General features: G+C 61.6%; 23 protein-coding genes. 11 read left to right on the top strand and 12 right to left on the bottom strand.

Features of this window, described 5'->3' with window-relative positions; translation table 11 throughout:
- Nucleotides 1-115 precede the first annotated feature (115 nt).
- Entirely contained in the window at nt 116-928 is an 813-nt protein-coding gene (locus AC3WTO_RS04015) for a methyltransferase domain-containing protein (RefSeq protein ID WP_492459388.1), read from the top strand.
- 130 nt (nt 929-1,058) lie between these two features.
- On the opposite strand, the gene AC3WTO_RS04010 is transcribed toward AC3WTO_RS04015, so the two are convergent.
- The 5 genes from AC3WTO_RS04010 to AC3WTO_RS03990 form a co-directional block, all read right to left on the bottom strand.
- The gene (locus AC3WTO_RS04010; RefSeq protein ID WP_492459387.1) at nt 1,059-1,409 is read right to left on the bottom strand and encodes a cupin domain-containing protein; all 351 of its coding nucleotides are present in this window, start codon (nt 1,407-1,409) and stop codon (nt 1,059-1,061) included.
- 43 nt (nt 1,410-1,452) lie between these two features.
- Nucleotides 1,453-2,736 (bottom strand): O-acetylhomoserine aminocarboxypropyltransferase, encoded by a 1,284-nt coding sequence (locus tag AC3WTO_RS04005; protein ID WP_492459386.1) that lies wholly within the window; start codon nt 2,734-2,736, stop codon nt 1,453-1,455.
- Nucleotides 2,737-2,882: 146 nt separating this feature from the next.
- Nucleotides 2,883-3,404 carry a CoA-binding protein gene (locus AC3WTO_RS04000; RefSeq protein ID WP_492459385.1) on the bottom strand — a complete coding sequence of 174 codons (522 nt, stop codon included), beginning with the start codon at nt 3,402-3,404 and terminating at the stop codon, nt 2,883-2,885.
- The gene (locus tag AC3WTO_RS03995) at nt 3,401-4,165 is read right to left on the bottom strand and encodes a GNAT family N-acetyltransferase (RefSeq protein ID WP_492459384.1); all 765 of its coding nucleotides are present in this window, start codon (nt 4,163-4,165) and stop codon (nt 3,401-3,403) included. Before AC3WTO_RS03995 ends, AC3WTO_RS04000 begins: the two co-directional genes overlap by 4 nt.
- A 53-nt stretch (nt 4,166-4,218) precedes the next feature.
- Nucleotides 4,219-5,037 carry an enoyl-CoA hydratase gene (locus AC3WTO_RS03990; protein ID WP_492459382.1) on the bottom strand — a complete coding sequence of 273 codons (819 nt, stop codon included), beginning with the start codon at nt 5,035-5,037 and terminating at the stop codon, nt 4,219-4,221.
- A gap of 171 nt (nt 5,038-5,208) precedes the next feature.
- On the opposite strand from AC3WTO_RS03990, the gene AC3WTO_RS03985 reads away from it, so the two are divergent.
- Nucleotides 5,209-5,655 carry a PaaI family thioesterase gene (locus tag AC3WTO_RS03985; protein WP_492460032.1) on the top strand — a complete coding sequence of 149 codons (447 nt, stop codon included), beginning with the start codon at nt 5,209-5,211 and terminating at the stop codon, nt 5,653-5,655.
- Nucleotides 5,656-5,661: 6 nt separating this feature from the next.
- On the opposite strand, the gene AC3WTO_RS03980 is transcribed toward AC3WTO_RS03985, so the two are convergent.
- Complete coding sequence (locus AC3WTO_RS03980; RefSeq protein ID WP_492459381.1) at nt 5,662-6,537, bottom strand: sigma-70 family RNA polymerase sigma factor; 876 nt, start codon at nt 6,535-6,537, stop codon at nt 5,662-5,664.
- Nucleotides 6,538-6,650: 113 nt separating this feature from the next.
- On the opposite strand from AC3WTO_RS03980, the gene AC3WTO_RS03975 reads away from it, so the two are divergent.
- On the top strand, nt 6,651-7,106 hold the full coding sequence (locus AC3WTO_RS03975) for a carboxymuconolactone decarboxylase family protein (RefSeq protein ID WP_492459380.1): 456 nt from the start codon (nt 6,651-6,653) through the stop codon (nt 7,104-7,106).
- A 51-nt stretch (nt 7,107-7,157) separates the two neighbouring features.
- Here the strand turns inward: AC3WTO_RS03975 and AC3WTO_RS03970 are convergent, their stop codons facing one another.
- Nucleotides 7,158-8,015, bottom strand: coding sequence for an SDR family oxidoreductase (locus tag AC3WTO_RS03970; protein WP_492459379.1), 858 nt, complete (start codon nt 8,013-8,015; stop codon nt 7,158-7,160).
- Nucleotides 8,016-8,171: 156 nt separating this feature from the next.
- On the opposite strand from AC3WTO_RS03970, the gene AC3WTO_RS03965 reads away from it, so the two are divergent.
- From AC3WTO_RS03965 to rpsI, 3 genes are all read left to right on the top strand, one after another.
- The gene (locus AC3WTO_RS03965) at nt 8,172-8,600 is read left to right on the top strand and encodes a winged helix-turn-helix transcriptional regulator (protein ID WP_492459378.1); all 429 of its coding nucleotides are present in this window, start codon (nt 8,172-8,174) and stop codon (nt 8,598-8,600) included.
- Nucleotides 8,601-8,818: 218 nt separating this feature from the next.
- A complete protein-coding gene (gene rplM, locus AC3WTO_RS03960) occupies nt 8,819-9,280 on the top strand; it encodes a 50S ribosomal protein L13 (RefSeq protein WP_129410383.1) in 462 nt (153 codons plus the stop codon).
- Between the two features lie 2 nt (nt 9,281-9,282).
- A complete protein-coding gene (rpsI, locus tag AC3WTO_RS03955; protein ID WP_129410384.1) occupies nt 9,283-9,759 on the top strand; it encodes a 30S ribosomal protein S9 in 477 nt (158 codons plus the stop codon).
- A gap of 71 nt (nt 9,760-9,830) precedes the next feature.
- On the opposite strand, the gene AC3WTO_RS03950 is transcribed toward rpsI, so the two are convergent.
- Both AC3WTO_RS03950 and AC3WTO_RS03945 read right to left on the bottom strand, forming a co-directional pair.
- Entirely contained in the window at nt 9,831-10,877 is a 1,047-nt protein-coding gene (locus AC3WTO_RS03950) for a glycerophosphodiester phosphodiesterase family protein (RefSeq protein ID WP_492460031.1), read from the bottom strand.
- A gap of 199 nt (nt 10,878-11,076) precedes the next feature.
- Nucleotides 11,077-11,700, bottom strand: coding sequence for an invasion associated locus B family protein (locus AC3WTO_RS03945; RefSeq protein ID WP_492459377.1), 624 nt, complete (start codon nt 11,698-11,700; stop codon nt 11,077-11,079).
- A 288-nt stretch (nt 11,701-11,988) separates the two neighbouring features.
- Here AC3WTO_RS03945 and AC3WTO_RS03940 point away from each other — a divergent pair, with 288 nt between their 5' ends.
- Both AC3WTO_RS03940 and AC3WTO_RS03935 read left to right on the top strand, forming a co-directional pair.
- Nucleotides 11,989-13,803, top strand: a complete 1,815-nt coding sequence (locus tag AC3WTO_RS03940; protein ID WP_492459376.1) for an extracellular solute-binding protein — start codon at nt 11,989-11,991, stop codon at nt 13,801-13,803.
- Between the two features lie 115 nt (nt 13,804-13,918).
- Nucleotides 13,919-14,593, top strand: a complete 675-nt coding sequence (locus AC3WTO_RS03935) for a DsbA family oxidoreductase (protein ID WP_492459375.1) — start codon at nt 13,919-13,921, stop codon at nt 14,591-14,593.
- Here AC3WTO_RS03935 and mfd read toward each other — a convergent pair.
- A complete protein-coding gene (mfd, locus tag AC3WTO_RS03930) occupies nt 14,590-18,078 on the bottom strand; it encodes a transcription-repair coupling factor (protein ID WP_492459374.1) in 3,489 nt (1,162 codons plus the stop codon). The two genes, AC3WTO_RS03935 and mfd, sit on opposite strands and share 4 nt — an antisense overlap.
- 7 nt (nt 18,079-18,085) lie before the next feature.
- Nucleotides 18,086-18,388 carry an FAD assembly factor SdhE gene (locus tag AC3WTO_RS03925; RefSeq protein ID WP_492459373.1) on the bottom strand — a complete coding sequence of 101 codons (303 nt, stop codon included), beginning with the start codon at nt 18,386-18,388 and terminating at the stop codon, nt 18,086-18,088.
- Nucleotides 18,389-18,587: 199 nt separating this feature from the next.
- Between AC3WTO_RS03925 and AC3WTO_RS03920 the strand changes: the two genes are divergently transcribed.
- The 3 genes from AC3WTO_RS03920 (at nt 18,588) to recG (ending at nt 23,020) form a co-directional block, all read left to right on the top strand.
- Nucleotides 18,588-18,842, top strand: a complete 255-nt coding sequence (locus AC3WTO_RS03920; protein WP_492459372.1) for a hypothetical protein — start codon at nt 18,588-18,590, stop codon at nt 18,840-18,842.
- Nucleotides 18,843-18,971: 129 nt separating this feature from the next.
- Complete coding sequence (locus AC3WTO_RS03915) at nt 18,972-20,837, top strand: RiPP maturation radical SAM C-methyltransferase (RefSeq protein ID WP_492459371.1); 1,866 nt, start codon at nt 18,972-18,974, stop codon at nt 20,835-20,837.
- Nucleotides 20,838-20,911: 74 nt separating this feature from the next.
- Entirely contained in the window at nt 20,912-23,020 is a 2,109-nt protein-coding gene (recG, locus tag AC3WTO_RS03910) for an ATP-dependent DNA helicase RecG (protein WP_492460030.1), read from the top strand.
- On the opposite strand, the gene AC3WTO_RS03905 is transcribed toward recG, so the two are convergent.
- The gene (locus tag AC3WTO_RS03905; protein ID WP_492459370.1) at nt 22,972-23,724 is read right to left on the bottom strand and encodes a DUF502 domain-containing protein; all 753 of its coding nucleotides are present in this window, start codon (nt 23,722-23,724) and stop codon (nt 22,972-22,974) included. The two genes, recG and AC3WTO_RS03905, sit on opposite strands and share 49 nt — an antisense overlap.
- Between the last annotated feature and the right edge of the window lie 23 nt (nt 23,725-23,747).

Raw genomic sequence — 23,747 nt, 5'->3', positions numbered from 1 at the left:
TTCCATAAAGCTTTGTGAAGTCCCCCACGCCCGCAACACCGTTTTTGTGCTATTTTGAATTTTTGAGGGCATTGTTTCAGGTCGCCGTACGTCTCGATGAGGGGGAGCGTGCAACATGCGGCAGGACAAATATCTGCTCGGCCGTGGCCCGGCCGAGGAAGCAAGACTGAAACGCCAGATCGCCAACCTGGCGCCTGATTCCGACGCGCAGTTGGAGCGCATCGGCATCAGGCCGGGTGAGCGGGTCATCGACCTTGGTTGCGGCCCAGGTGGCGTGCTGCATCTGCTTGGCAAGCGTGTCGGCGTCACCGGTTCGGTCGTCGGCCTCGAGCGCAGCCCCCATTTCGTCGAAATGGCACGCCGCTTCGTGGCCGATCACGCGCTGCGCCAAGTGGAAGTGCGCGAAGGCGACGCCTACGCGACCGGGCTGGAACGCGGTTCGTTCGACGGTGCGCATATGCGGCTCGTCCTGGTCAATGTGCCGGAACCGCAGCGTATCGTCCGCGAGATGGTTGCGCTGGTGCGACCGGGCGGCTGGATTGCCAGTTTCGAGGCCGATTTCGTCGCCCATTTCTGCGACCCGCCGTTGCCGGAATGGGAACGGCTTCTCAGCGCCTATGTCGCCTATTCGACGGCACAGGGCATCGACCTTTTCATCGGCCGGCGCACGCATCGTCTGTTTCGTGAAGCGGGCCTGACCGACATTCAGGTCGACGCCGTCTATCATGTCTACCCGCTCGGCCACGACCGTAGGCCGATGCTCTGTGAGTTCGTCAACAATGTGCGCGAGAAGATGGTCGATCAGGGCTTCATCACGCAAAACGAGCTCGAGACAGACATGGCCACGCTCGAGGCCTACCTCGCAAACCCGGACGTGCTGGTGACGTCACACACTTTCTTCAGGGTGTCGGGGCGGATACCGGCTTAGAGCGCCGCGCGTCCTTCTGGACGCGCAAAGGTCGCTCCAGCATTTTGATTTTGGCGCATGACGGGTAACGCAGGCCGCCCCGTGTCCGAAAATCGATGCCGATATTCGGGGTCATGCGGCAGGCATATCGTCAAAGCTTGATGACGTATTCCTTGCGAGTCGTTTCAAGCACTTCCCAGCTTCCCTTGAAGCCGGGCCTGAGCACGAAACTGTCGCCGGCCCGTACAGTACGCGCTTCGCCTCTCTCCTCCGCGATCACCGAGACACCGGAGAGGATGTGGCAGAACTCCCATTCGTCATAGACGATACGCCATTTGCCCGGAGTCGATTCCCAGATGCCGGCATAGAGGCCGCCTTCGCGCTCCTCGGCATTCCAGGTGCGGAACTTCGGATCGCCCGAGACGAGACGGTCTGACGCCGGCGCGCCATGCTCCGGCTCGATGCCGTCAATGGAAATGGTGAGAAATTTCGGCTCGCTCATGAAAAGGCTCCGGTATGATCCGGAGCCTTCTGTGCCATGCCGATCAGACTTTGGCGAGCGCCTGTTCGAGATCCGCGACGATATCGTTGACGTCCTCGATGCCGACCGACAGGCGTACTGTGTCCGGACCCGCACCCGCCGCGACCTTCTGTTCGTCGGAAAGCTGGCGATGGGTGGTCGAGGCCGGGTGAATGACCAGCGACTTGGTGTCACCGACATTGGCCAGATGCGAGAACAGTTCCAGCGCTTCGACAAACTTCACGCCGGCGTCGTAGCCGCCCTTGAGGCCGAAGGTGAAGACAGCGCCCGCGCCCAATGGCGAGTACTTTTTGTGCAGGGTGTTGTTCTTGTCCGTCGGCAGGCCCGGATAGGACACCCACGACACTTTCGGATGGTTGGCAAGCCAGGCGGCCACGGTCGAGGCATTGTCGCAGTGGCGCTGCATGCGCAATGGCAGTGTTTCCAGACCTGTCAGGATCAGGAAGGCGTTGAAGGGCGAGATAGCCGGGCCGAAATCACGCAGGCCGAGCACACGGGTCGCGATGGCAAAGGCAAAGTTGCCGAAGGTTTCGTGCAGGACAAGGCCGCCATACTCGGGGCGCGGCTCAGCCAGCATCGGATATTTGCCGGACTTCGACCAATCGAAGGTGCCGCCGTCAACGATGACGCCACCAATCGAATTGCCATGGCCGCCGATGAACTTGGTCAGCGAATGCACGACGATGTCCGCGCCATGCTCAATCGGTCGCACCAGATAGGGCGTAGCCAAGGTATTGTCGACAACCAGCGGGATGCCGTGCTTGCGGGCAATATCGCCCAGTTTTTCAATGTCGACAAACTCACCGTTCGGATTGGCCAGGCTCTCAGCGAAGATGAACTTGGTGTTCTCATCGATCTGCTTCTCGAAGGTAGAGATGTCGTTGGTGTCGCCCCAGCGGACTTCCCAGCCGAAATTCTTGAAGGCATGACCGAACTGGTTGATCGAGCCGCCATAGAGACGGCGCGCTGCGACAAAATTCTCGCCGGATTTCAGCAGTGTATGCGCGACCAGCAGTTGCGCTGCGTGGCCCGATGCCACGGCGAGTGCGGCCGTGCCGCCTTCCAGTGCCGCGACGCGTTCTTCGAGCACGGCCTGGGTCGGGTTCATGATGCGGGTATAGATGTTGCCGAACGCCTTCAGGCCAAACAGTGAAGCTGCGTGATCGGCATCGTCGAAGACGTAGGATGTGGTCTGGTAGATTGGCGTGGCGCGAGCGCCGGTGGCTGGATCAGGTTTGGCTCCCGCGTGAACCGCGAGCGTGTTGAAACCGGGTGCGCGCTGGCTCATCGAAAACCTCCTCAAATTGCCCCAAAAAATCGCTGGGCATTCTTGGTCGAGCCGCGCGCCGAATGCAAAGAAGATTTTGCCTGATGAACGCTATTTTTCAAACCTTCAGCCAGCGCTTTGGCAAAACCGTGGAATATTTTTGCTGGCTACCTCTGGCGAACGCCGAAACTCTGGAAACCCTGACGCATGATGGGCTTCTTGGAGGAAAGCACCCCCGAATTGACCCCGTTCCAGCCAATCTCGCCGGACAACCGGCCATATTCGATCTTCGGGCAACGGTTCATCACCACCTTGATGCCTGCGGCCTCGGCCTTCCCGGCGGCCTCGTCATGCCGCACGCCAAGCTGCATCCAGATCACTTTGGGCAGCGGATCGAGCGCCAGAACCTCATCAACGATGCCCGGCACTGCAGCCGGCGCACGGAAGATATCGACCATGTCGACAGGTTGAGGGATGTCTCCTAGCCTGGCATAGGTCATCCGGCCAAGGATTTCCTTGCCGGCGTGACCGGGATTGATCGGAAACACCGAGAAGCCCTTGTCCAGCATGTATTTCAGCACGAACCAGCTCGGCCGCACGTCATTGGCGGAAGCGCCGACGATGGCGATGGTCTTCACCGAATTCAGGATGCCGGCGATGTAGGCATTGTCATAGGTGTCGTGGTTCATGCGGCGTCCGGTGCGAAACGATAATGATAGCTGTAGAGCGCGGTGTTGAACCCCAAAGCCCGGTAAACCGCAAGTGCCGGGTGATTGTCTGCGACCACCTGCAGGCAGGCCTTATCTGCTCCGGCGCCGCGCGCCCAGTTCATCAGGGCTCTGACCGTGCGTCTGGCCAACCCTTTGCCGCGATGATCCGGATGGGTGGCGACGGATTCCACCACCAGCATGCCATGGCAGAGCACACCGTAGGCAATCGAAGCGGTGCGCCCCCCGGCCCGCGATGAGGCGAAAGCCTTTGGCAGGCCGATTGAAGCCACCATGTCCCGGAAGATCAATGGATCCTTGGCCAGACGGTCTCGCAAATCGAACCAGGCTTCAGTGGGTTCAGTTGTCAGCGTCGAGCCTTCGGCATCAAGGGTTGGCGCGGCTGCCAACAAAGCCAGCAAGGTCAGAGTGCTCGCCTGCGTGGTGTAGCCTCGCCGGTCAAGCTCAACCGAAATCTCACGCGTGAAATCGGTGAGACGGAAGACCGGCACCTGACGAAAGCCACGGTAGAACGCCTCGACCCTGTCGATGAGAGCTGTGTCGCAATGGCGCTCGCCAGCAAGCGGATTGGCGGAGTTGGTCCGGCGAATGCCGCCGCCCGAACGACGCAGCAACCAGCCGTCGGCAAGCTGCTCCACCGCCGCGGGCCAGGCCTGTCGGCAGGCCTCCTCGACGTGCCAGACGGTGTTGGGTCGGATGTCGAGAACGAGGCCTTGGCTCATGTGCTAGGAAATGCCCGGTGTGCAGGCACTAGCAAAATAGCCGGATCGCCGCATCACTCGCCCTTCCATTCGGGCTGCCGTTTACCGATGAAGGCGCCGATGCCCTCTTCGGCGTCGCGCGCCAGCATGTTCTCCACCATCACACGCCCAGCGTAGTCATAGGCATCCGACAGCCCCATCTCGGCCTGTGCGTAGAAAGCCTCCTTGCCGATGCGGATCGTCATAGGCGATTTGGAAGCAATGGTTTGTGCGTACTTGGTCACGACCTGATTCAAGTAGTCGCGCGGCACGATGCGGTTGATCAGGCCGAATTCCTTTGCGGTTGCCGCATCGATGGTTTCGCCGGTCAACAGCATCTCCATCGCCTGCTTGCGTGAGACATTGCGCGACAGCGCCACCATCGGCGTCGAGCAGAACAGGCCGATGTTGACGCCCGGCGTGCAGAATGTCGCTTCGTGCGAAGCAATCGCCAGATCACAACTGGCGACGAGTTGCAGGCCGGCGGCCGTCGCCAATCCATCGACCACTGCGATCACGGGCTTCGGATGAAGCACGATGGTCTGCATCAAGGTCGAGCATGCGGCGAAAGTCTTCTCAAAGAAGGCCCTGCCGCGGTCGCCTTCATTGCGGTTGGCGGTGAGTTCCTTGAGGTCGTGTCCGGCACAGAATACCTTGCCGGAAGCGGCGAGCACGATGACGCGCACGGACGGATCCTCACGCAGCCGATCGAATTCCGCCTGCAACGCAGCCATGACAGCCAGCGACAAGGCATTTGCGGGCGGGCTGGCAAGCGTGATCCGTGCAATGCCGTTGGCCTGCTCGACCAGTACCGGCCCGACGGGTTCGGTCTTGATGGCGACGATTTCAGCCACGTCCTGATCTCCGCTGCTCGACGACCCAACCGTCGGATTCGTTCAGTATGGAACAAAAGAACTAGCACGCTGCCGATTGAAGGGAAGGCTTTGAGCGTGCTTTCTGATTTTGGAAACCATAACAGGCGCATGGCGAAGGCCGAAGCACCACGACAGCGAACGGACAATGCCATGCCGATGCAGGACGATCTCAAGCCGGTGCTCACGGCCGATGAGGCCAACGCACTCCTGAAATCGGTCTACCCGCAGCTCAACGACGATTATCTCGCCTATGAGGCGGTCGACATCTTTCCTGGTGGCTGCACTGTTCGCCTCAATGCGGACGAGCGGCACCTGCGACCCGGCGGTACCGTCTCCGGCCCTTGCCTGTTCACGCTGGCCGACATCGGCGGGTATGTTTGCGTCCTTTCACACGCAGGCCCGGATGCGCTGTCCGTCACCACCAATCTCAGCATCAATTTCATGCGCAAGGCCGAGGCCGGCCCGATCCTCGGCCATTGCCGCATCCTGAAACTGGGCAAAAGCCTGATGGTCTACGACATCGACATCGTCGCGGGAGCAACGGGCCATACGGTCGCGCAGGCAACCGGCACCTATTCGATCCCACCCAGGCGCTAAGCACAGTCAGTCGAGGATCGACACGTCCAGCCCGGCCAGACTTTCCTGATCCGCGACCGCTTCGATGCTGGCGATGCGGTCGCCGATGAGGGTGACGCGCAAGACCAGCAATCTGCGGCCATCGACCTCGACCACGATGCCCAACTCGCCATCGAGCAGGGCCGGTCTTGCACCGCGGGCACGACCGTTGAACGCTTGGGCAACGGCGGCCGAGCCGCGCAATTCTGCCTCCGAACCCAGGCGCATCGCTGCTCCGTCGGCCCGGAATGCAACCTCGGGATCGAGAATGGAGAGCAGAGCCTCGAAATTGCCGTCGCGCGAAGCGGCAATAAAAGCCTCAACCACCCCACGCTGCCGGGCACGATCCGCTTCGGGCGAGACCGCAGTACCCTGCACGCGCTGTCGCGCGCGGCTGGCCAGCTTGCGTGTTGCATCGGTCGTGCGCCCGACGATCGGGGCAATGTCCTCGAAAGGCAGATCGAACATGTCGTGCAGGACAAAAGCGACCCGCTCCGCCGGCCCGAGCGTCTCCAGCACCACCAGCATGGCAAGACCAACGGAATCGGCCATGGCGATCTGATATTCGGGATCGTAGGACACGGTACCGGCTTCTGACGGCAGCTCGGGCTCGGCATCGCTTATCGAATCTTCGCGACGCAACTTGCGTGAGCGCAGCATGTCCAGGCAGATCCGAGCCACCACCGTTCTCAGCCAGCCGCCGAGGTTCGCGATATCGCCGACGTCGGTCCGGTTCAGGCGCAGCCACGCTTCCTGCACGGCGTCCTCGGCCTCGGAACGCGAGCCGAGCATGCGGAAGGCGACGGCCCGAAGCTGAGCGCGATTTGCCTCGAACTGGCCCGCCAGAATCTTTTTTTCGTCCATCGGTCACATTCCCTGTCTGCCGCGCGTCATGCCGATGACGAACGAACTCCGGCCGATGTGACCAACGGGCACGGAAATCGTCGCGAACCCGATCTAACATGGAGATTAAAGTCATGCAGGCGCGAATGAAGAACCCCGTCTTTGTTATTCCCGAAGCAATGCAGGCGCTGATCGCGCTCAACAAGGCAACGGAAAAGAGCGGCCTTTCGGAGATCACCGTCAAACTGGTCCATCTGCGCGCCAGCCAGATCAATGGATGCAGTGTCTGCGTGGACATGCACGCACAGGAATTGAAGAAGGCCGGTGAAACCGACCGCCGGATCTTCGCCGTGGCAGCCTGGCGCGACACGCCGTTTTTCAACGATGCCGAGCGTGCCGCGCTTGCGCTCACCGAAGCTGTCACCCGCATTGCCGATCGTTCGGACGCAGTACCGGATGATGTCTGGAATGAGGCTGCACAACATTACGACGAGAAGGCAATATCCGGGCTTCTGCTGCAGATCGCGCAGATCAATGTCTGGAACCGGCTGAACGCCAGCGTGCGGCAGGTTGCAGGCGCCTGGAATTGATGTGAGACATGGATCGGAGGCCGAGACACCCGGCCTCCGATCCATTTATTGCTATGCGGCCTGAGCCTGGAGCCGGTGAACAATGTCGCCGATCGATTCCTCGAGCGAGCGTGGCTTGGCGCCCGACAGCACTTCCACGGCATCGCTCGTCGCGGCTACCCATCCCTCGGCAACGGGATGGAAAATTGCCGCCAGAAGCTCGGCGTATCCCCGTGACAGTCCACCGGCCACCGTCTCGGAGATGAAGGTTTGATCGTCGACCGAACTGTAGCGGATTGTCCGCCCGAGCGTCTTCGATAGCAGCCCAGCTGCTTCGGTGTAGCTGTACGCCCGGGAACCGGTCAGCGCGAAGGCCTTGCCGTCATGGCGCTCGGTTACCAGTGCCCCGGCGGCGGCAGCGGCGATATCACGGGCATCGACGAAACTCGTCTTGCCTTCGCCGGCCGGCACGCGAATTTCGCCGGACTGCACGCCAGCCGCCCAATAGGTCGCGAAATTGTCGCTGAACCAGTTAGGACGCAGGATCACGAAAGGCGTACCGGAACGCTCAAGCTGCAATTCCAGTTGCCGGAAAGGGATGGCGTCGCTAGCGTCGACGCCGATCGCCGTCTGGAGAACCACCTTGATCTTGCGTGGCGCTGCTGCCTCCACCACGGGCCTCAGCAGTCCGAGCTGGTCGAGGTAACCCGCTGGCGAAACGGCATAGATGCGGTCGACATCGTCCAGCGCCGGCTCGATGCTACGCGGATCGGACAAGTCGAGCCGAACGGGTTCGGCACCTGCCGGCAGGCTCGGGGATGCCGCACGACTTGCCGCCTTGACCCGCTCTCCCCTGCGCAGCAATTCGGCCACCAGCGGTGCCCCGACATTGCCTGTCGCCGCCAGAACGAGAATCTTTCCCTTGGACATATCAAACTCCTGACGCTTTCTTTTTGAAAGCGAGTTTCAAACTGAAGCTTGTTAGCCAAAGGAAACGTGCATAAAAAGAAGGCACCGTCCGGTTACAAGGTGGCGCGTACAGCGCCCAAGTTACCGGCAGGTAATTGCCTCAACGGACAAGCAGCCATGCGCAACTATGACGTCTACGCAGAGAATTGCCCGACAAGGTTGTTGCTCGATCACATAGCGGACAAATGGACCGCGCTCGTCTTGTGGAAAATCTCGGACGGACCGGTGCGCTTCAATCAATTGCGCCGCGACGTCGAAGGCATCTCGACGAAAGTGCTGTCGCAGACCTTGAAACGGCTCGGCCGCGATGGGTTGATAGCGCGCAAGGTCTTCGCCACCGTGCCGGTCACCGTGGAATACTCGATCACCCCGCTGGGCAACACGCTCGCGGAGAAGCTCTCGGCCATCACGGAGTGGGCTGAAGCCAATATCGAAGCGGTGATCGCAGCCCAGGAACGCTTCGATCGAGAATGTATCTGCACAGACGGCCGCGAGGCCTCGAATGGCGCAAAACGCCCCCTCATCCAGCCTGCCGGAATGCGGTAAAATAATACCACAAAACCAAGCTATTGTTTTTAAATACTTTTTCAGAAACGCGTCGGTTTCCCGTCGCTTGACGACGCCAAGACCCTCTCCTATAAGCCAACGCAAAGCAGCGGCCCGCAAAGGCCGCCGTTTTGTTATTGCGGGCGGGCGGAAGCCAGCCGGCAATGAAAGCAACAAGAAACGCCTTCTTTGAAGGTTCGAAACGAAAGCATTTAACCATGGCAACCTTTTCGCAGAAGCCTGCGGACGTGGTGAAGAAGTGGGTGCTGATCGACGCCGAGGGTCTCGTCGTCGGTCGTCTGGCATCGCTCGTCGCCAACATCCTCCGCGGCAAGAACAAGCCCACCTTCACGCCCCACGTCGACGACGGTGACAATGTCATCATCATCAACGCCGACAAGGTCGTTTTCACCGGCAAGAAGTATACCGACAAGGTCTACTACTGGCACACCGGTCACCCCGGCGGCATCAAGGAGCGCACTGCGCGCCAGCTGCTCGAAGGCCGCTTCCCGGAGCGCGTTGTCGAGAAGGCCGTTGAACGCATGATCCCGCGCGGTCCGCTCGGCCGTCGCCAGATGAAGAACCTCCGCGTCTATGCAGGCGCCGAGCATCCGCACACCGCCCAGCAGCCTGTGACGCTCGACGTCGGCGCGCTGAACGCCAAGAACAAGAGGGCTTGATAATGGCTGAGCTTTCCTCGCTCGCAGAACTCGGCTCGGTCGCGCAGACCGCGCAGCCGGCCGCTCCGGTCCACGTCCAGAAGCTCGACAAGTCGGGCCGCGCCTATGCCACCGGCAAGCGCAAGGACGCCATCGCCCGCGTCTGGGTGAAGCCCGGTTCCGGCAAGATCACTGTCAACGACAAGGAATTCGGCGCCTATTTCGCGCGTCCGGTCCTGCAGATGATCCTCAACCAGCCGATCATCGCGGCCAACCGCGCCGGCCAGTACGACATCGTCGCCACCGTTACCGGCGGCGGCCTCTCCGGCCAGGCCGGTGCCGTGCGTCACGGCATCTCGAAGGCGCTCACCTATTACGAGCCGGCGCTGCGCGCCGTTCTCAAGAAGGGCGGCTTCCTGACCCGTGACAGCCGTACCGTCGAGCGTAAGAAATACGGCAAGGCCAAGGCCCGCCGCAGCTTCCAGTTCTCGAAGCGATAAGCGTTTCGGATCCAAATCGAAAAGGCCGCCTCCGGGCGGCCTTTTTGCTTACGTAGCCGGCGTGCGCACACTCAATTGATGCTGGCTGTTGTCGTCGGCATTTCGGGCCGGCTCTCGCCGTAGGATACGCGATAACCCTTGGCGGCCAGCCATTCGATCGCTGCGCGGGGCTCGTCGGTCTGGATGATGGTGGCGCCGCGTTCGGCCCAGAACCCCCAGCTCTCGGCAGGCATTCCCGCCGCAACAGCCAGTTCATCGCCGCGACCACCGGCCAGGAATCCACCCGGCTTGTTGAGAATGGCATAGGTGTTCGCCCACAAATGCCAGCCGCCGCGCACGGCAACCGCGCGCATGCGCGTCGAAAACAGCGCGCCGCCGTTTGCGGTCAGCGCTTCGGCGCCGTTGCGCCAATTGATCAGTTCCATCGCATGGGAATTGAAGGTGCGGGCAACCTTCTCGACGAAAGCTGAATCACGCACGGCATCGTCGGCAATGATCGGCATGAACTGAAAGCCCATGCCCGCGGCTTTCAGCGTCGCTCCCACCTCGGCGATACGGGCATCGTTCCAGATATTCTCCTTGACCACGACCTGTTCAGCCATGCCAAGCGCCCTCGCCTCGGCGATGATGCCGGGCAACGCATCGGTACCGAGTTTGTTGTCGACATTCACCAGGATTCGACCGCGCGTGACTGCAAGCAGTTCGGAGAGTGTCGAGACCGCTTCATTCGTCTCGACGCGCCCAGCCTCGATCACAAGCCGACAGCCCTTGAGTTCGGTCACCGTGCGTTCGGCAGCCTCGCCCTTACACGTCGTGGTGCGATCGAGCCAGCTGTCATGCATGACGATGAACGTACCATCCTTTGAACGGCGCACATCGACTTCTATCATTTCCGCACCGGCCGAAATCGCATCCTCGATGGCAGCCAGCGAGTTTTCCGGGAAACGTGCCTTGCCGCCCTGCAGACCGCCGGCGCGATGCGCCACGACCATGACATGATCACGCCACTGGTTGGCATGCTGCAGCCGGTCGAGGACGAGCGCCGTATGATCCTGCCCCGCGCCGGCACCGGGTGTCATCGTCAGCATCGCGGCCAATACCGCGCCGAAGCGTGCCATCCGCATCAAGAATCGCTCCATGCCGGAAAAGGCGATTGAAACCGCCTGGATCGGAGCCGCTCTTAGCGGCGCGGCATGACGACGGCGTGAACGAAGCCGGCTTCGGAAGCGCGAGCGGCGCTGCCCACAAACAAAAAGCCCTGGTCGAAACCAGGGCTTTTTTCATTCAGCGTCATCCGGCCTTGGGGCCGGGCGGCGATTACTGCGCGGTCTTGGCCTTTTCCTGCTCTTCCTTGAGCTTCTTGGAGAAGTCCTGATTGTTCTTGTTGACGAATTCCTGCAGCTTCTTCTGGCGGTCCTCGATATCGGACTGCTGCATGGCCGGGCCGTCAAAGGCGGTCCCGAAGCCGGCCAGCGGAATCTTGATCGGATTCGGCTGCGCCTGGAAATTGATCGAGGTCAGCGTGATCTGCTGGCCCTTCTTGAATGAGGTCACCAGCTGATCGGTCAGCGGCACCTCGGCAACGCAACGGTCCGGGAAGCAGATGACATAGTCGAGCTTCTGGGCCTTGTTGTTGTCGATCTGCAGGGCGATGCCGGGCGGAACGAGACGGCCGCTCGGCACGGTAACCTGGAACACCTTGCGGTTCACCTTGCCGCGCAGGTCGATCAGGCTGACACCGGTGATCAGCTGGCCGTTGCCGGCGGTCTGGATGTTCTGCACGTTGCAGATATCGACGTCTTCCTGCTTGGTGCAGGCCTTGAACCAGCCCTGCGGGATCTGCTGCTGAGCGGAAGCAGCCGGAACGCCCGCACCCAGGATGCCGACGACGCCAGCGGCCATGAGCGAAAGACGATGAGCTTTGCTGTTCAGGCTCTTCATATGATGAACTTCCTCTACCTTGATCCCCGTAGCGGCCTTCAGACCTTGGCGTGCTACCTCTTGCCCAAATGAGGCAACAGAATGACTTCGCCCGGCGTGTTACACCGGCATTGTTCCCGAATCCAGCCCACCAGAGCATTTCCTGCCCAGTTTGAGCGTTCTGTTCTTTGCCAACTTCCTCAGCCGGCGTGCAGGCGCGGCCCCGCCATTTCTCGACTATGGCCACGGTACGGCCACAGCTCATGCTAGGTTGCGCTTCGAATCACATATTCCGTTCGAGGATTCGGCATGAGCCGCTCGTTTTACTGGCTGACCGCCGCTTTTCTCCTGGCTGCCAGCGCATCAACCCTGGCAGAGCCTAAACATGGTATCGCCATGCAGGGCGAGCCGGAGCTTCCAGCCGGGTTCGCGCATTTCCCCTATGCCGATCCCGATGCCCCGAAGGGCGGGAACGTCACCTATTGCGTGGTCGGCTCCTTCGACAATCTCAACCCGTTCATCATAAAGAGCCTGCGCACGACCGCGCGCGGCATGATCGACACCATCTACGGCAACCTCGTCTTCGAACCGCTGATGCAGCGCAACTTCGACGAGCCCTTCGGCCTTTATGGCCTGCTTGCCGACAGCGTCGACATGGACCCGGAGCGCAAATGGATAGAGTTCCATATCGACCCGAACGCCAAATGGTCGGACGGACAGCCGGTGACGCCAGAGGATGTTCTGTTCACCTATGACGTCTTCACCGAAAAGGGTCGCCCACCCTATTCCGATCGCATGAAGCGGGTAGAGGAGCTTGAAAAGACCGGCGATCGCAGCGTCCGCTTCACCTTCAACGAGCTGTCGGACCGCGAATTTCCGCTGATCATCGCGATGACACCGATCATTCCGAAACACGCCTTCGACAAAGAAACGTTCGACAAGACGACTCTGAAGCCATTGATCGGTTCAGGCCCCTATACCGTTGACAAAGTCGTTCCCGGCCAACGCATCATCTTCAAGCGCAACCCGGATTATTGGGGCAAGGATGTCCCCTCAAAGCGTGGCTTCGACAATTTCGACCGCATCACGATCGAATATTTCCTCAACTCCAATGCTCAGCTTGAAGCTTTCAAGAAGGGGATCTGTGCCGTCAACATGGAGACCGATCCGGTCAAGCGCGAGCGCGACATGGATTTCCCCGCCTTCAAGCGCGGCGAAGTCGTGGCGGAAACCTTCAAGAGCGGCATTCCGCCGGTGGTCACCGGCTTTCTTTTCAACACCCGCCTGCCGAAATTCGCCAATGCCGAGGTGCGCCACGCGCTCGGCATGCTCTACGACTTCGAATGGGCCAACAAGAACCTGTTCAACAATCGCTACGCGCGCCTGAAAAGCTTCTGGCAGGGTTCGGAACTTTCGGCGCTCGGTCATCCGGCCAGCGACAGGGAAAAAGCGCTTCTGGCGCCGTATCCCGGCCGTGTGCCCGCCGACGTCATGGACGGCACCTGGTTGCCTCCGGTGACGGATGGAAGTGGCCAGGACCGCAAGGTACTCAAGGCGGCCTTCGATATCCTGAAGAGCCAAGGCTACCATATCGAAAACGGCCAAATGCTCGACAAACAGGGCCAGCCCTTCGCATTCGAGATCCTCACCTCGTCTCAGGACGAAGAACGGCTTGCTTCGCTCTACCAGCGAACACTGGCCAAACTCGGCATCACTGTCACGCTCCGTTCCCTCGACGGCGACCAGATCCAGTCGCGCAAACAGCGTTACGACTTCGACGTCCTGATCGGTGCCAGCGGCTTCAACAATTCGCTGTCGCCTGGAATCGAGCAGCGGGGGCGTTGGGGATCGGAAGCGGCAAAGGTCGATGGATCGTTCAATCTGGCCGGCGTTGCCGAGCCCGCTGTTGACGCCGCAATCAACGCCATGCTCAACGCGCGCAGCAAAGAGGATTTCGTCGCCGCCGTGCGCGTGCTCGACAGGTTGCTGATCTCGGGCAACTATATGGTGCCAATGCAGTACAATCCAGACCAGTGGGTCGCTTACTGGACCTATCTGGAGCATCCGAAGGTAACGCCGCTGTTCGGCTACCAGTTGCCGGTATGGTGGCGCAAACCAAACTGAACCCTGGAGCGTTTCCGGCTTCCACCGGCAACACTCCAATTCTTGTTTTACGCAATTCCGGACCAAAACCGCGACGCGCTCTTCTGGAATTGCTTTACCGCGAGAGGACAAAGCGATGAGCGAGACCCTGAGCATCGACGTGGTGTCCGATGTCGTCTGCCCCTGGTGCTTTCTCGGCCAGAAGCGGCTGCAGCATGCCATTGAAGGGCTGCAGGACGTGAATATCGAGGTGCGCTGGCGGCCGTTCCAGCTCGACCCGTCCATTCCGCCGGAAGGCAAGGACCGCAAAGCCTACATGCAGGCCAAGTTCGGCGATGGCGATCGCTTGAAGCAGATCCATGCCAACCTGATGTCGCTGGGCGCCGTGGAAGGCATTTCCTTCGACTTCGATGCTATCAAGGTGGCTCCCAACACGTTGAATGCGCACCGCGTCATCCGCTGGGCCGGCACGGCTGGCGTCGCCGTCCAGAACAAGCTGGTCGACCGGCTGTTCAGCGCCTATTTCGAGCGTGGCGAGAATACCGGCGATCCTCACGTCTTGATCGAGGCGGCGCGGGAAGCCGGCATGGACGTCTCCATCGTCGAGACGCTGCTGCCGACCGACGCGGACGCCGAAGCCGTGCGCGCCGAGATCGCGACCGCCTCTCGCATGGGCATCACCGGCGTGCCATGCTTCCTGATCGAAGGACGCTATGCGGTGATGGGCGCGCAGGACATCGACACGCTCACCGACGCCATCCGTCAGGTTGCCGAAGCCAAGGCACGCGGAGAGCTGGAGAAGGTGGGCTAGCCCGCCAGTTTCGCCAGTTGCGTCATCACCACGGCTGAACCCGCGAGGCGCTTCTCCGCCGTCGGCCAGTCGCGGGCAAACACCACGCTCTGGTCCGGCCTGATCTTGGCGAGCGATCCCTGCTCGCCGATGAACTTGACCAGGCCCACGGGATTGGAGAATTCCTTCTTGCGGAACTGAATGACGACGCCCTTGGGACCGGCGTCGAGCTTCTCGACATTGGCCTTGCGGCACAACGCCTTGATGAAGACGATCTTGAGCAGGTGCTTGACCTCTTCCGGCAACGGTCCGAAACGATCGATCAACTCGGCGCCGAAAGCGTCGATCTCTTCGGTCGACTCAAGGTCACCGAGGCGGCGGTAAAGCGCCAGCCTGAGCTGCAGATCCGGCACGTAGCCCTCGGGGATCATCACGGCGGTGCCGACGGTGATCTGCGGCGACCAGCCGGTGTCGGTGACCTCGCCGGAATCCTTCACTTCCGCGACCGCCTCTTCCAACATCTGCTGGTAAAGTTCGAAACCGACTTCCTTGATGTGGCCGGATTGCTCTTCACCCAGCAGATTGCCCGCGCCGCGGATGTCGAGATCATGGCTGGCAAGCTGGAAGCCGGCGCCCAGCGTGTCCAGCGACTGCAACACCTTGAGGCGGCGGTCGGCAGTGTCAGTGAGCTTCTTGTTGGCCGGCAGCGAAAACAGCGCATAGGCGCGCACCTTGGAGCGGCCGACGCGCCCGCGCAGCTGATAGAGCTGGGCCAGACCGAACATGTCGGCACGATGCACGATCAATGTATTGGCCGTCGGAATGTCGAGACCCGACTCCACGATCGTGGTGGAGAGCAGGACATCGTACTGGCCGTCATAGAAAGCGTTCATGATGTCGTCGAGCTCGCCCGGCGGCATTTGACCATGGGCGACGGCCACTTTGAGCTCCGGCACCTCGGCCTTCAGGAAATCGAGGATCTCGGAGAGGTCCGAAATCCTCGGCACGACATAGAAGGAATGGCCGCCACGATAGCGCTCCCGCAGCAGCGTCTCGCGGATGACCAGCGGATCGAACGGCGAAATGAAAGTGCGCACCGCCATACGGTCGACCGGCGGCGTGGCGATCAGCGACAGTTCGCGTACGCCGGTCAGCGCCAGTTGCAGCGTGCGCGGGATCGGCGTCGCCGACAGCGTCAGCACGTGCACGTCGCTCTTCAGCTCCTTCAGCCTCTCCTTGTGCTTGACGCCGAAATGCTGCTCCTCATCGACGATCAGCAGGCCGAGGTTTTTGAACGAGATGGAAGACCCCAGCAGTGCATGGGTGCCAACGACGATATCGACGGTGCCGTCGGCGATGCCCTTCTTGGTTTCCGCCAGCTCTTTGGTGCCAACCAGCCGCGACGCCTGGCGTACGCGGATCGGCAGGCCTGAAAAGCGTTGCGAGAAAGTCTTGAAATGCTGGCGGGACAGCAGCGTCGTCGGCACCACCACCGCAACCTGGAAACCCTCCATGGCGGCAATGAAGGCAGCGCGCAGCGCCACTTCCGTCTTGCCGAAGCCGACGTCGCCGCAGATCAGGCGATCCATCGGCCGGCCGGCGGAAAGATCCTCGGTGACCGCATCGATCGCCGACTGCTGGTCGTCGGTTTCTTCATAGGGGAAGCGCGCCGCGAACTCGCCATAGAGCCCATCAGCGGGAACCATGGCGGGCGCCGCCCGCATCTGACGCTCGGCGGCGATGCGGATCAACTGGCCGGCCATGTCGAGCAGCCGACGCTTCAGCTTCGCCTTGCGCGCTTGCCAGGCACCACCGCCCAGCTTGTCGAGCGAGGCTTCAGCCGAATCCGAACCGTAGCGCGACAAAAGCTCGATGTTTTCGACGGGCAGGAACAGCCGGTCGTCGCCGGCATAGCGGATTTCGAGGCAGTCGTGCGGCGCGCCGGCGGCTTCGATGGTTTTCAGGCCGACGAACCGGCCGATGCCATGATCGGCGTGGACGACGATGTCGCCATGCGACAATGAAGTGGCTTCGGCGATGAAATCGGCAGCCCGCTTCTTGCGCTTAGAACGGCGCACCAGCCGGTCGCCCAGGATGTCCTGTTCGGCAACCACCACCAGCGCGTCGGTCTCGAAGCCGGTCTCCAGCGGCAGAACGGCGAGGCCCGCCTCGCCCGGCGCCAGCTTTTCCGCTTCTGCCAGCGAAGCGACCTGCTTGATGTTGCCGAGATGGTGCTCGGCCAGAATCTGGCCAAGCCGGTCGAGCGAGCCCTCGGTCCAGCCGGCGACGATGACGCGGCGCCTGGCGGCGCGCTCCTCGGCGATATGTTTGACTGCCACGTCGAAGACATTGGCATTGGGATCGGCGCGTTCCTCAGCGAAGGACCGCCCCGCACGGGAGCCAGCATGGAAAACCTTGCGTCCGCCGGCGTCCGGCGCGTCGAAGGGCGTGAGTTCGATCTGTTCGCGCTGTTCAGTCGCCGCCTTTACATCGTCCGGTGCCAGATACATCAGCGCCGGCGCCACCGGCTTGTAGGGCACAGCATCCTTGAGTGCTGCATCGGCCTGCTTGCGCCGTGCTTCGTAGTGGTCGTGGATGAGATCATGGCGCTCGGTGAGCGCCTCATGCGCCAGATGGTCAAAGACCACCGGCGCGTCCGGCAGGTAGTCGAAAACCGTTTCCAGTCGTTCGTAGAAGAAGGGCAACCAGTGTTCCATGCCGGCGAAGCGACGCCCTTCCGAGACCGCCGCATAAAGCCCGTCATCGCGTGACGGCGCACCGAAGGCTTCGATGTAGGAACGGCGGAATCGACTGATGGTTTCGGACGTCAGCGCCACCTCGCTCATCGCCTGCAATGTCATCGACTTGCGCTGGCCCGTTGTGCGCTGGCTGGCGACATCGAAGCTGCGGATCGTTTCCAGCGTATCGCCGAAGAAGTCGAGGCGTAGCCCCTCGCTCCAGCCCGGAGCATAGAGATCGAGAATGCCGCCACGCACGGCGAATTCGCCGATATCGCGCACCGTCGGCACGCGTTCGAAGCCGGAAGTCTCCAGCCGCGAAATCAGCTTGTTCATATCGACCTGATTGCCGGGCCTGGCGTGGAAGGTCTGACTTTCCAGCAATTCGGCGGGCGGCATGCGCTGCAACAGCGCGTTGACGGTGGTCAGCACGATGGCGCGATGTGGCTTCCTGGCCAGTGCGATCATCGCCGCCAGAGCATCCAGCCGGCGCCCGGCAGCATCGGAACCCGGAGAAACACGGTCGTAAGGCAGGCAGTCCCAGGCCGGCAGCTCCAGTACCGGCAGGCCAGGTGCTGCAAAGCCGAGCGCTTCGACAATGGCCGGCAGGCGCTGACCGTCACGCGCAACGAACAGCAACGGCCCGTCCGGTGCGATTTCGTTCGCCGCCTGCACCAGTGCAAAGGCTTCGAAGCCGTCGGCGACGCCATCAACGATATAGGAGGCGGCGCGGCCCTTTGGCAGGCCGATTTTGGGTATCAGGCTCATGGTCGTTTCAGAATTCGAGTGTTTGGCGCGACGTCAGGATCTTTTCCAGGATCGGCAAGTCGATGTCGCCGGGAACCGGCTCGCCACCGGTCAGCCAAGGCATCAGCACCGTGTCGGAGATCTCGAGAAGCCTTTCATATTGGCCGATCTCGTCGGCGGTCAAGTTGCCGATCTCGCGCTCCGCGAAGTTGCCAAGGATGAGGTCCATCTCCTTCATGCCACGATGCCAGGAACGGAACAGCAGCTTCTTGCGGTGCGGGTCGAGCTCGCTGTTCGCCAGTCTTGCGTTCGATCCTGTCGTTGCGGTCATGGCGGCGGCATCCCTTACTTGCAGGGCGCATATAGCGTGGATAGGCGGCAGTGTCAGCCTGTGCGCCGGTCGAAGTGCGTTCCGACCCCGCCGTTGCTGACATCGCAAGTGACTGTGACCGATCTCACAGTCACGCGGACAACTTCGTGATGAGATTTACGGTGCACTCAACCACCTGGTCACAAGAGGGAGCATGATCATGGTCAAAGCAGTCACCAAAAGTCCCATCAAGACCACTGCCGCCAGCCTCAAAAGTACCGATGTAAAGTTCGGCGACACTTTTCTCAGCGATCCGTCGAAAGCCTTGAAGGCCAAGGGTCTGGTCATCTCGGACGCTGAAGCCACCCGGCTCTCCCGCGAAGTCGCCAAGCTGAGGACGCGCCCAGGCGGCGCGCTCACCGGCTCCGAAGCCGCGGAAACCGAAGTCACGGTGTCGGTCGGCGTCAAATTCTGACGGCAACGACAATCCCGCGGCGGACCGAACCGCCGTCTATCCAGCATGCGTTCATCGTGCAAACCCCTCCGCGCCACGCGTAGCGATGCGGCGCGGAGGGAATTCCTCGACAACAAACACAGGTGCACCATGTTCGACGCAGACTACAGAACAGCCGACATCCTTGTGGTCGTGCCGCCCTTCGCGAGCCCGGACAGGCCGGCCCTCGGTCCTCACGTGATTGCCGCGCGCGCCACGCAGGCCGGCTACAAAGCCAGAGTGCTCTATGCCAACCTTTCCTTCGCCAGCCGCATCGGCGTTCGCCGCTATCAGAAGCTTTGCGGGACGCCGACGGGCCTGCTGATCGGAGAGCGGATTTTCGCTCGTGCCATGTTCGGAGCCAAGGCGCATGGGCATATGGAACCCGAGGTCGAGCGTGTCATCACCGCAGCGACCGCCCCGTCTGCCGTGACGTTGGACTGGCTGCAGGAAACCGCGAAACAATGGGCCGATGACTTCTCCGCGGAACTCGGAGCGATGCCCGCGACCATTATCGGCTTCAGCACCGTCTTCGAACAGACGCTTGCTGCGCTTTCCATCGCCAAGCGAACCAAACAAGCCGCGCCGGACAAGACATTCCTGCTCGGTGGCGCCAATGTCGACGGCATCATGTCCGAAGGCATCCAGCCCCTGGCAGGCTCGATCGACCATATCTTCTCAGGCGAAAGCGACGTCTCTTTCGTCAATTTCCTGATCAATCTGCGCGATCAAAAGCCGGGCAATGAGAAGATCATTCGCGGCGAACCGCTCGAGACCCTCGATGACTCGCCGATACCCGACTATGATGACTATTTTTCGCAACTGGCGCAAACCGTAGCCTGCGATGTTCGTCCCGACGGATTGCGTCCGGAGGAAATCTGGCTGCCCTATGAAACCAGTCGCGGCTGCTGGTGGGGCGCCAAGCAACATTGCACCTTCTGCGGCCTCAACGCCAACGGCATGCAGCACCGGCAGAAATCGCCGGAGAAGGCGTTCAGCGAACTCAATGACCTCGTTGCGCGGCACCAGGCGACGAGAATCATGATGGTCGACAACATCATGCCGCACTCCTACTTCTCGACCCTTCTTCCAGCCTTGGCAAAGGCCGAAAACAAGGTCGGCATCTTCTACGAGCAGAAGGCCAATCTCTCCTTCCAGAAGATGAAGCTGCTGAAATCCGCCGGGGTCGAGCGCATCCAGCCCGGCATCGAGTCGCTTGCGACCTCGGTGCTGAGACTGATGCGCAAAGGCAGCACGCTGAAGATCAATCTCGACTGCCTGCGTTTCGCCCGGGCGCTCGGCATCGAAGCAGCCTGGAACCTGCTCACCGACTTCCCCGGCGACGACGACGTCGCCTATGAGGTGACCGCGGACTTGATCCCCCTGCTGCAACACCTGCAGCCGCCGGTGGGGGTCGGCCAACTCAGCATCGAACGGTTCAGCCCGTACTTCGACAGGAAGGACGACTACAAGATCACCAATGTCCGCCCCATCCCGGCCTACGCCCTGGCGTTCCCGGCAATCGAGCGGGCCGATGACATCGCCTATCATTTCATCGGCGACTATGATTCAAGCCTGCGCCGCAGGCCGGACCTGGCGCGTCGGCTAGGCGACGGTGTCGAGGCCTGGAAAGCAGCCTGGACGCCGGACCGCGTCATGCCGGTCCTATGCGTGCTCGACCTGTCGCCCGGTCGTTACCTGCTTGCAGACACACGCGCCTGCGCCCATGTCGATGCCGAGATCCTCAACGAAGCGACGATGTCGGCCTATCTTTCGGGTGTCGGTGACCAGGCGATGCTCCGGCGCGGGCGCGACTGGGGCTATCTGCACGATGACCATGGATTGCTGCTGCCACTGGCAACCGCAACGGAATATCTGCTCGAAAGATTCGAAACACCCCGCACCCAAGCGGCGGGTCTCGATCGTTATGTCCCTGAAACAGCAAGAGTTCCCCCCTTGAAAGCCGCTGGCGCATGACAACCGCAGTTTAAGGCGCAGGAACCGATCGCAGATGCCTTGCACATGCGCCCGGTTCCGCGCTTATTGCGATGATGCGCCCTTCCCTGCTCGATCCGCTGTTCTCGCCCATCACGACGCTTGCCGGTGTCGGATCGAAAGTGGCGGCTCTCATCGAGAGGGTGTTGCCGGTGGATCTCGGCGACCGGGGGGCGCGCGTCGGAGATCTTCTGTTCGTGCTGCCGAACTCGGTCATCGACCGACGAAACCGCCCGGGCATCGCGAACGCGACCGAAGGCGCGATCGTCACACTGGAGGTGCGGATCGACCGACACCAGCCGCCGCCGCGCGGCAACAGATCGGTGCCCTACCGGGTCTTTGCCCATGACGACACCAGCGAGATCACGCTGACCTTCTTCCACGCCCATGCCAGCTACCTCGAAAAGGCGATGCCGGAAGGCGAACTGGTGGTGGTGTCGGGGCGCATGGAATGGTTCAACGGCCGGCCGAGCATGGTTCACCCGGACCATATCGCGCTGGCCAGCGACGCAGACAGCCTGCCGCTGGTCGAGCCGGTCTATCCGCTCACCGCGGGGTTGTCTTCGAAGGTGCTGCGGCGCGCCATCGGCCAGGCCGTGGAGCGCGTGCCCGCGCTTTCGGAATGGCAGGATGCCGGCTTCATGCGGCGCCATACCTTCCCGTCATTCGCAGCGGCGCTCGGCCGGGTGCACAATCCCGAGAGTCCGATCGATGCCCAGCCCGAGAGCGCTGCCTGGCGCAGGCTCGCCTATGACGAATTCCTCGCAGGCCAGCTTTCGCTCGCCTTGGTGCGGTCGCGCATCCGCAAACTGTCGGGCCGGCCGCTGAATGGCGACGGCCGGGTCATCGAACGGCTGCGCAAGGCGCTTCCGTATTCGTTGACGGTTTCGCAGGAAGCCGCCCTCGCCGAGATCCTCACCGATCTTGCCACGCCTGAACGCATGCTGCGCCTGCTGCAAGGTGATGTCGGCTCCGGCAAAACGGTGGTTGCCTTGCTGGCCATGGCACGCGCGGTCGAGGCGGGTGGCCAGGCGGCGCTGATGGCACCGACGGAGATCCTGGCGCGCCAGCATCTTGCCACCATCGCGCCATTGGCCGAAAAGGCCGGGCTCACAACGGCCATCCTGACCGGCCGCGAAAAGGGACGCGAACGCACCGAGACGCTGGCCAAACTTGCCGACGGTTCGATCGATATCGTCGTCGGCACCCATGCCCTGTTCCAGGAAACCGTGTCTTTCAAGAACCTGGTCTTCGCGGTGATCGATGAGCAGCACCGCTTCGGCGTGCACCAGCGGCTGGCCATCACCGCCAAGGGTGATGCCCCCGACATGCTGGTGATGACGGCAACGCCGATCCCGCGCACGCTGGTGCTGACCGCATTCGGCGACATGGACGTTTCCAAACTCACTGAAAAACCAGCCGGCCGACAGCCAATCCGCACCGTTACCTTGCCGCTGGAGCGGCTGGAAGAACTGGTCGGCCGCATCCGCGACGCGGTTGCGGAAGGCCAGAAGATCTACTGGATCTGCCCGCTTGTCGAGGAATCCGAAGAAATCAAGCTGATGTCGGCGGAGGACCGTTTCACTTCACTCAAGCCGGTGTTCGGCGATCGCCTCGGGCTGGTGCATGGCCGCATGAAAGGCGCGGAGAAAGATGAAGCCATGCGCGCCTTCAAGGAGGGCGAAACCCGCGTGCTAATTGCCACGACCGTCATCGAGGTGGGTGTCGATGTGCCGGACGCCACGATCATGGTTATCGAACATGCTGAGCGCTTCGGCCTTGCCCAGTTGCACCAGTTGCGTGGCCGCGTCGGCCGCGGCTCGAAACCGTCGAGCTGCGTTCTGCTCTACAAGGATCCCCTCGGCGAGACCGCGAAACGCCGGCTTTCCGTGATGCGCGAAACAGAGGACGGCTTTATCATTGCGGAAGAGGATCTGAAGCTGCGCGGCGAAGGCGAGCTTCTCGGCACCCGCCAGTCTGGGACGCCGGGTTTCCAGGTGGCGCGCATCGATGTTCATGCCGATCTGCTGGAAGCAGCGCGCGACGATGCCAGGCTGATCCTTTCGCGCGATCCCGAGCTTCAGGACGAACGCGGCGAGGCGCTTAGACTGCTGCTTTATTTGTTCGGGCGCGACGAGGCGGTGCGGCTCTTGCGGGCCGGCTGAGGCAAAGTGCCGGCAGTCGGGTTGCCGAGCTCGATCAGCTGCCCGTCCGGTCCCTTGACCTTTTTCCTCGGATCGGGCGCGACAAGCCCGGCTGAGACGATGAGGCGGGCGCCCTCCTCGATGGTCATGTCGAGCATGACGATCTCGGACTTGCGAACATACATCAAAAAACCCGTCGTCGGGTTCGGCGTGCACGGCATGAAGACGCCGATCAGCGGGTCACCGCCGACATCCAGTTTCTCATTGATTTCGGTGTGCTTTTCGCCGGCGACGAAGACCAGCGACCAGACATCCTTGCGCGGATATTCGACCAGGCCAACCTGGCGAAACATCTCGCTCTTGTTCGAAAGCACGGTTTCAAAGATCTGTTTCAGCGAGCCATAGATGCCGCGCACCAGCGGCATGCGGCCGAGCAGGCGCTCGCCGAAGGTAACGATGGCGCGGCCGACGATGTTGGCTGCAAGGAAACCGATCAGGGTGATCAGCACCAGCGCCACGATGAGCCCGAAACCAGGAACCGGAAACGGCAGATAGGTATCGGGATTATAGCGCCATGGAATGTAGGGTTTGACCCAGGAATCAACCCAGCCGATGAACGACCACGCGATATAGGCGGTGATCGCCAGCGGTGCGCACACGACGAATCCGGCGAGGAAATAGTTCCTCAGCCGGGTTATCGCTGATGTTCGGGGTGTATCCGACATTCCGTATTTGGCCGTGCTCTGAG

The sequence above is a fragment of the Mesorhizobium sp. EU05-FHT14A09 genome (genome assembly GCF_058790995.1).
This window is presented reverse-complemented; position numbering and strand designations above follow the sequence as displayed.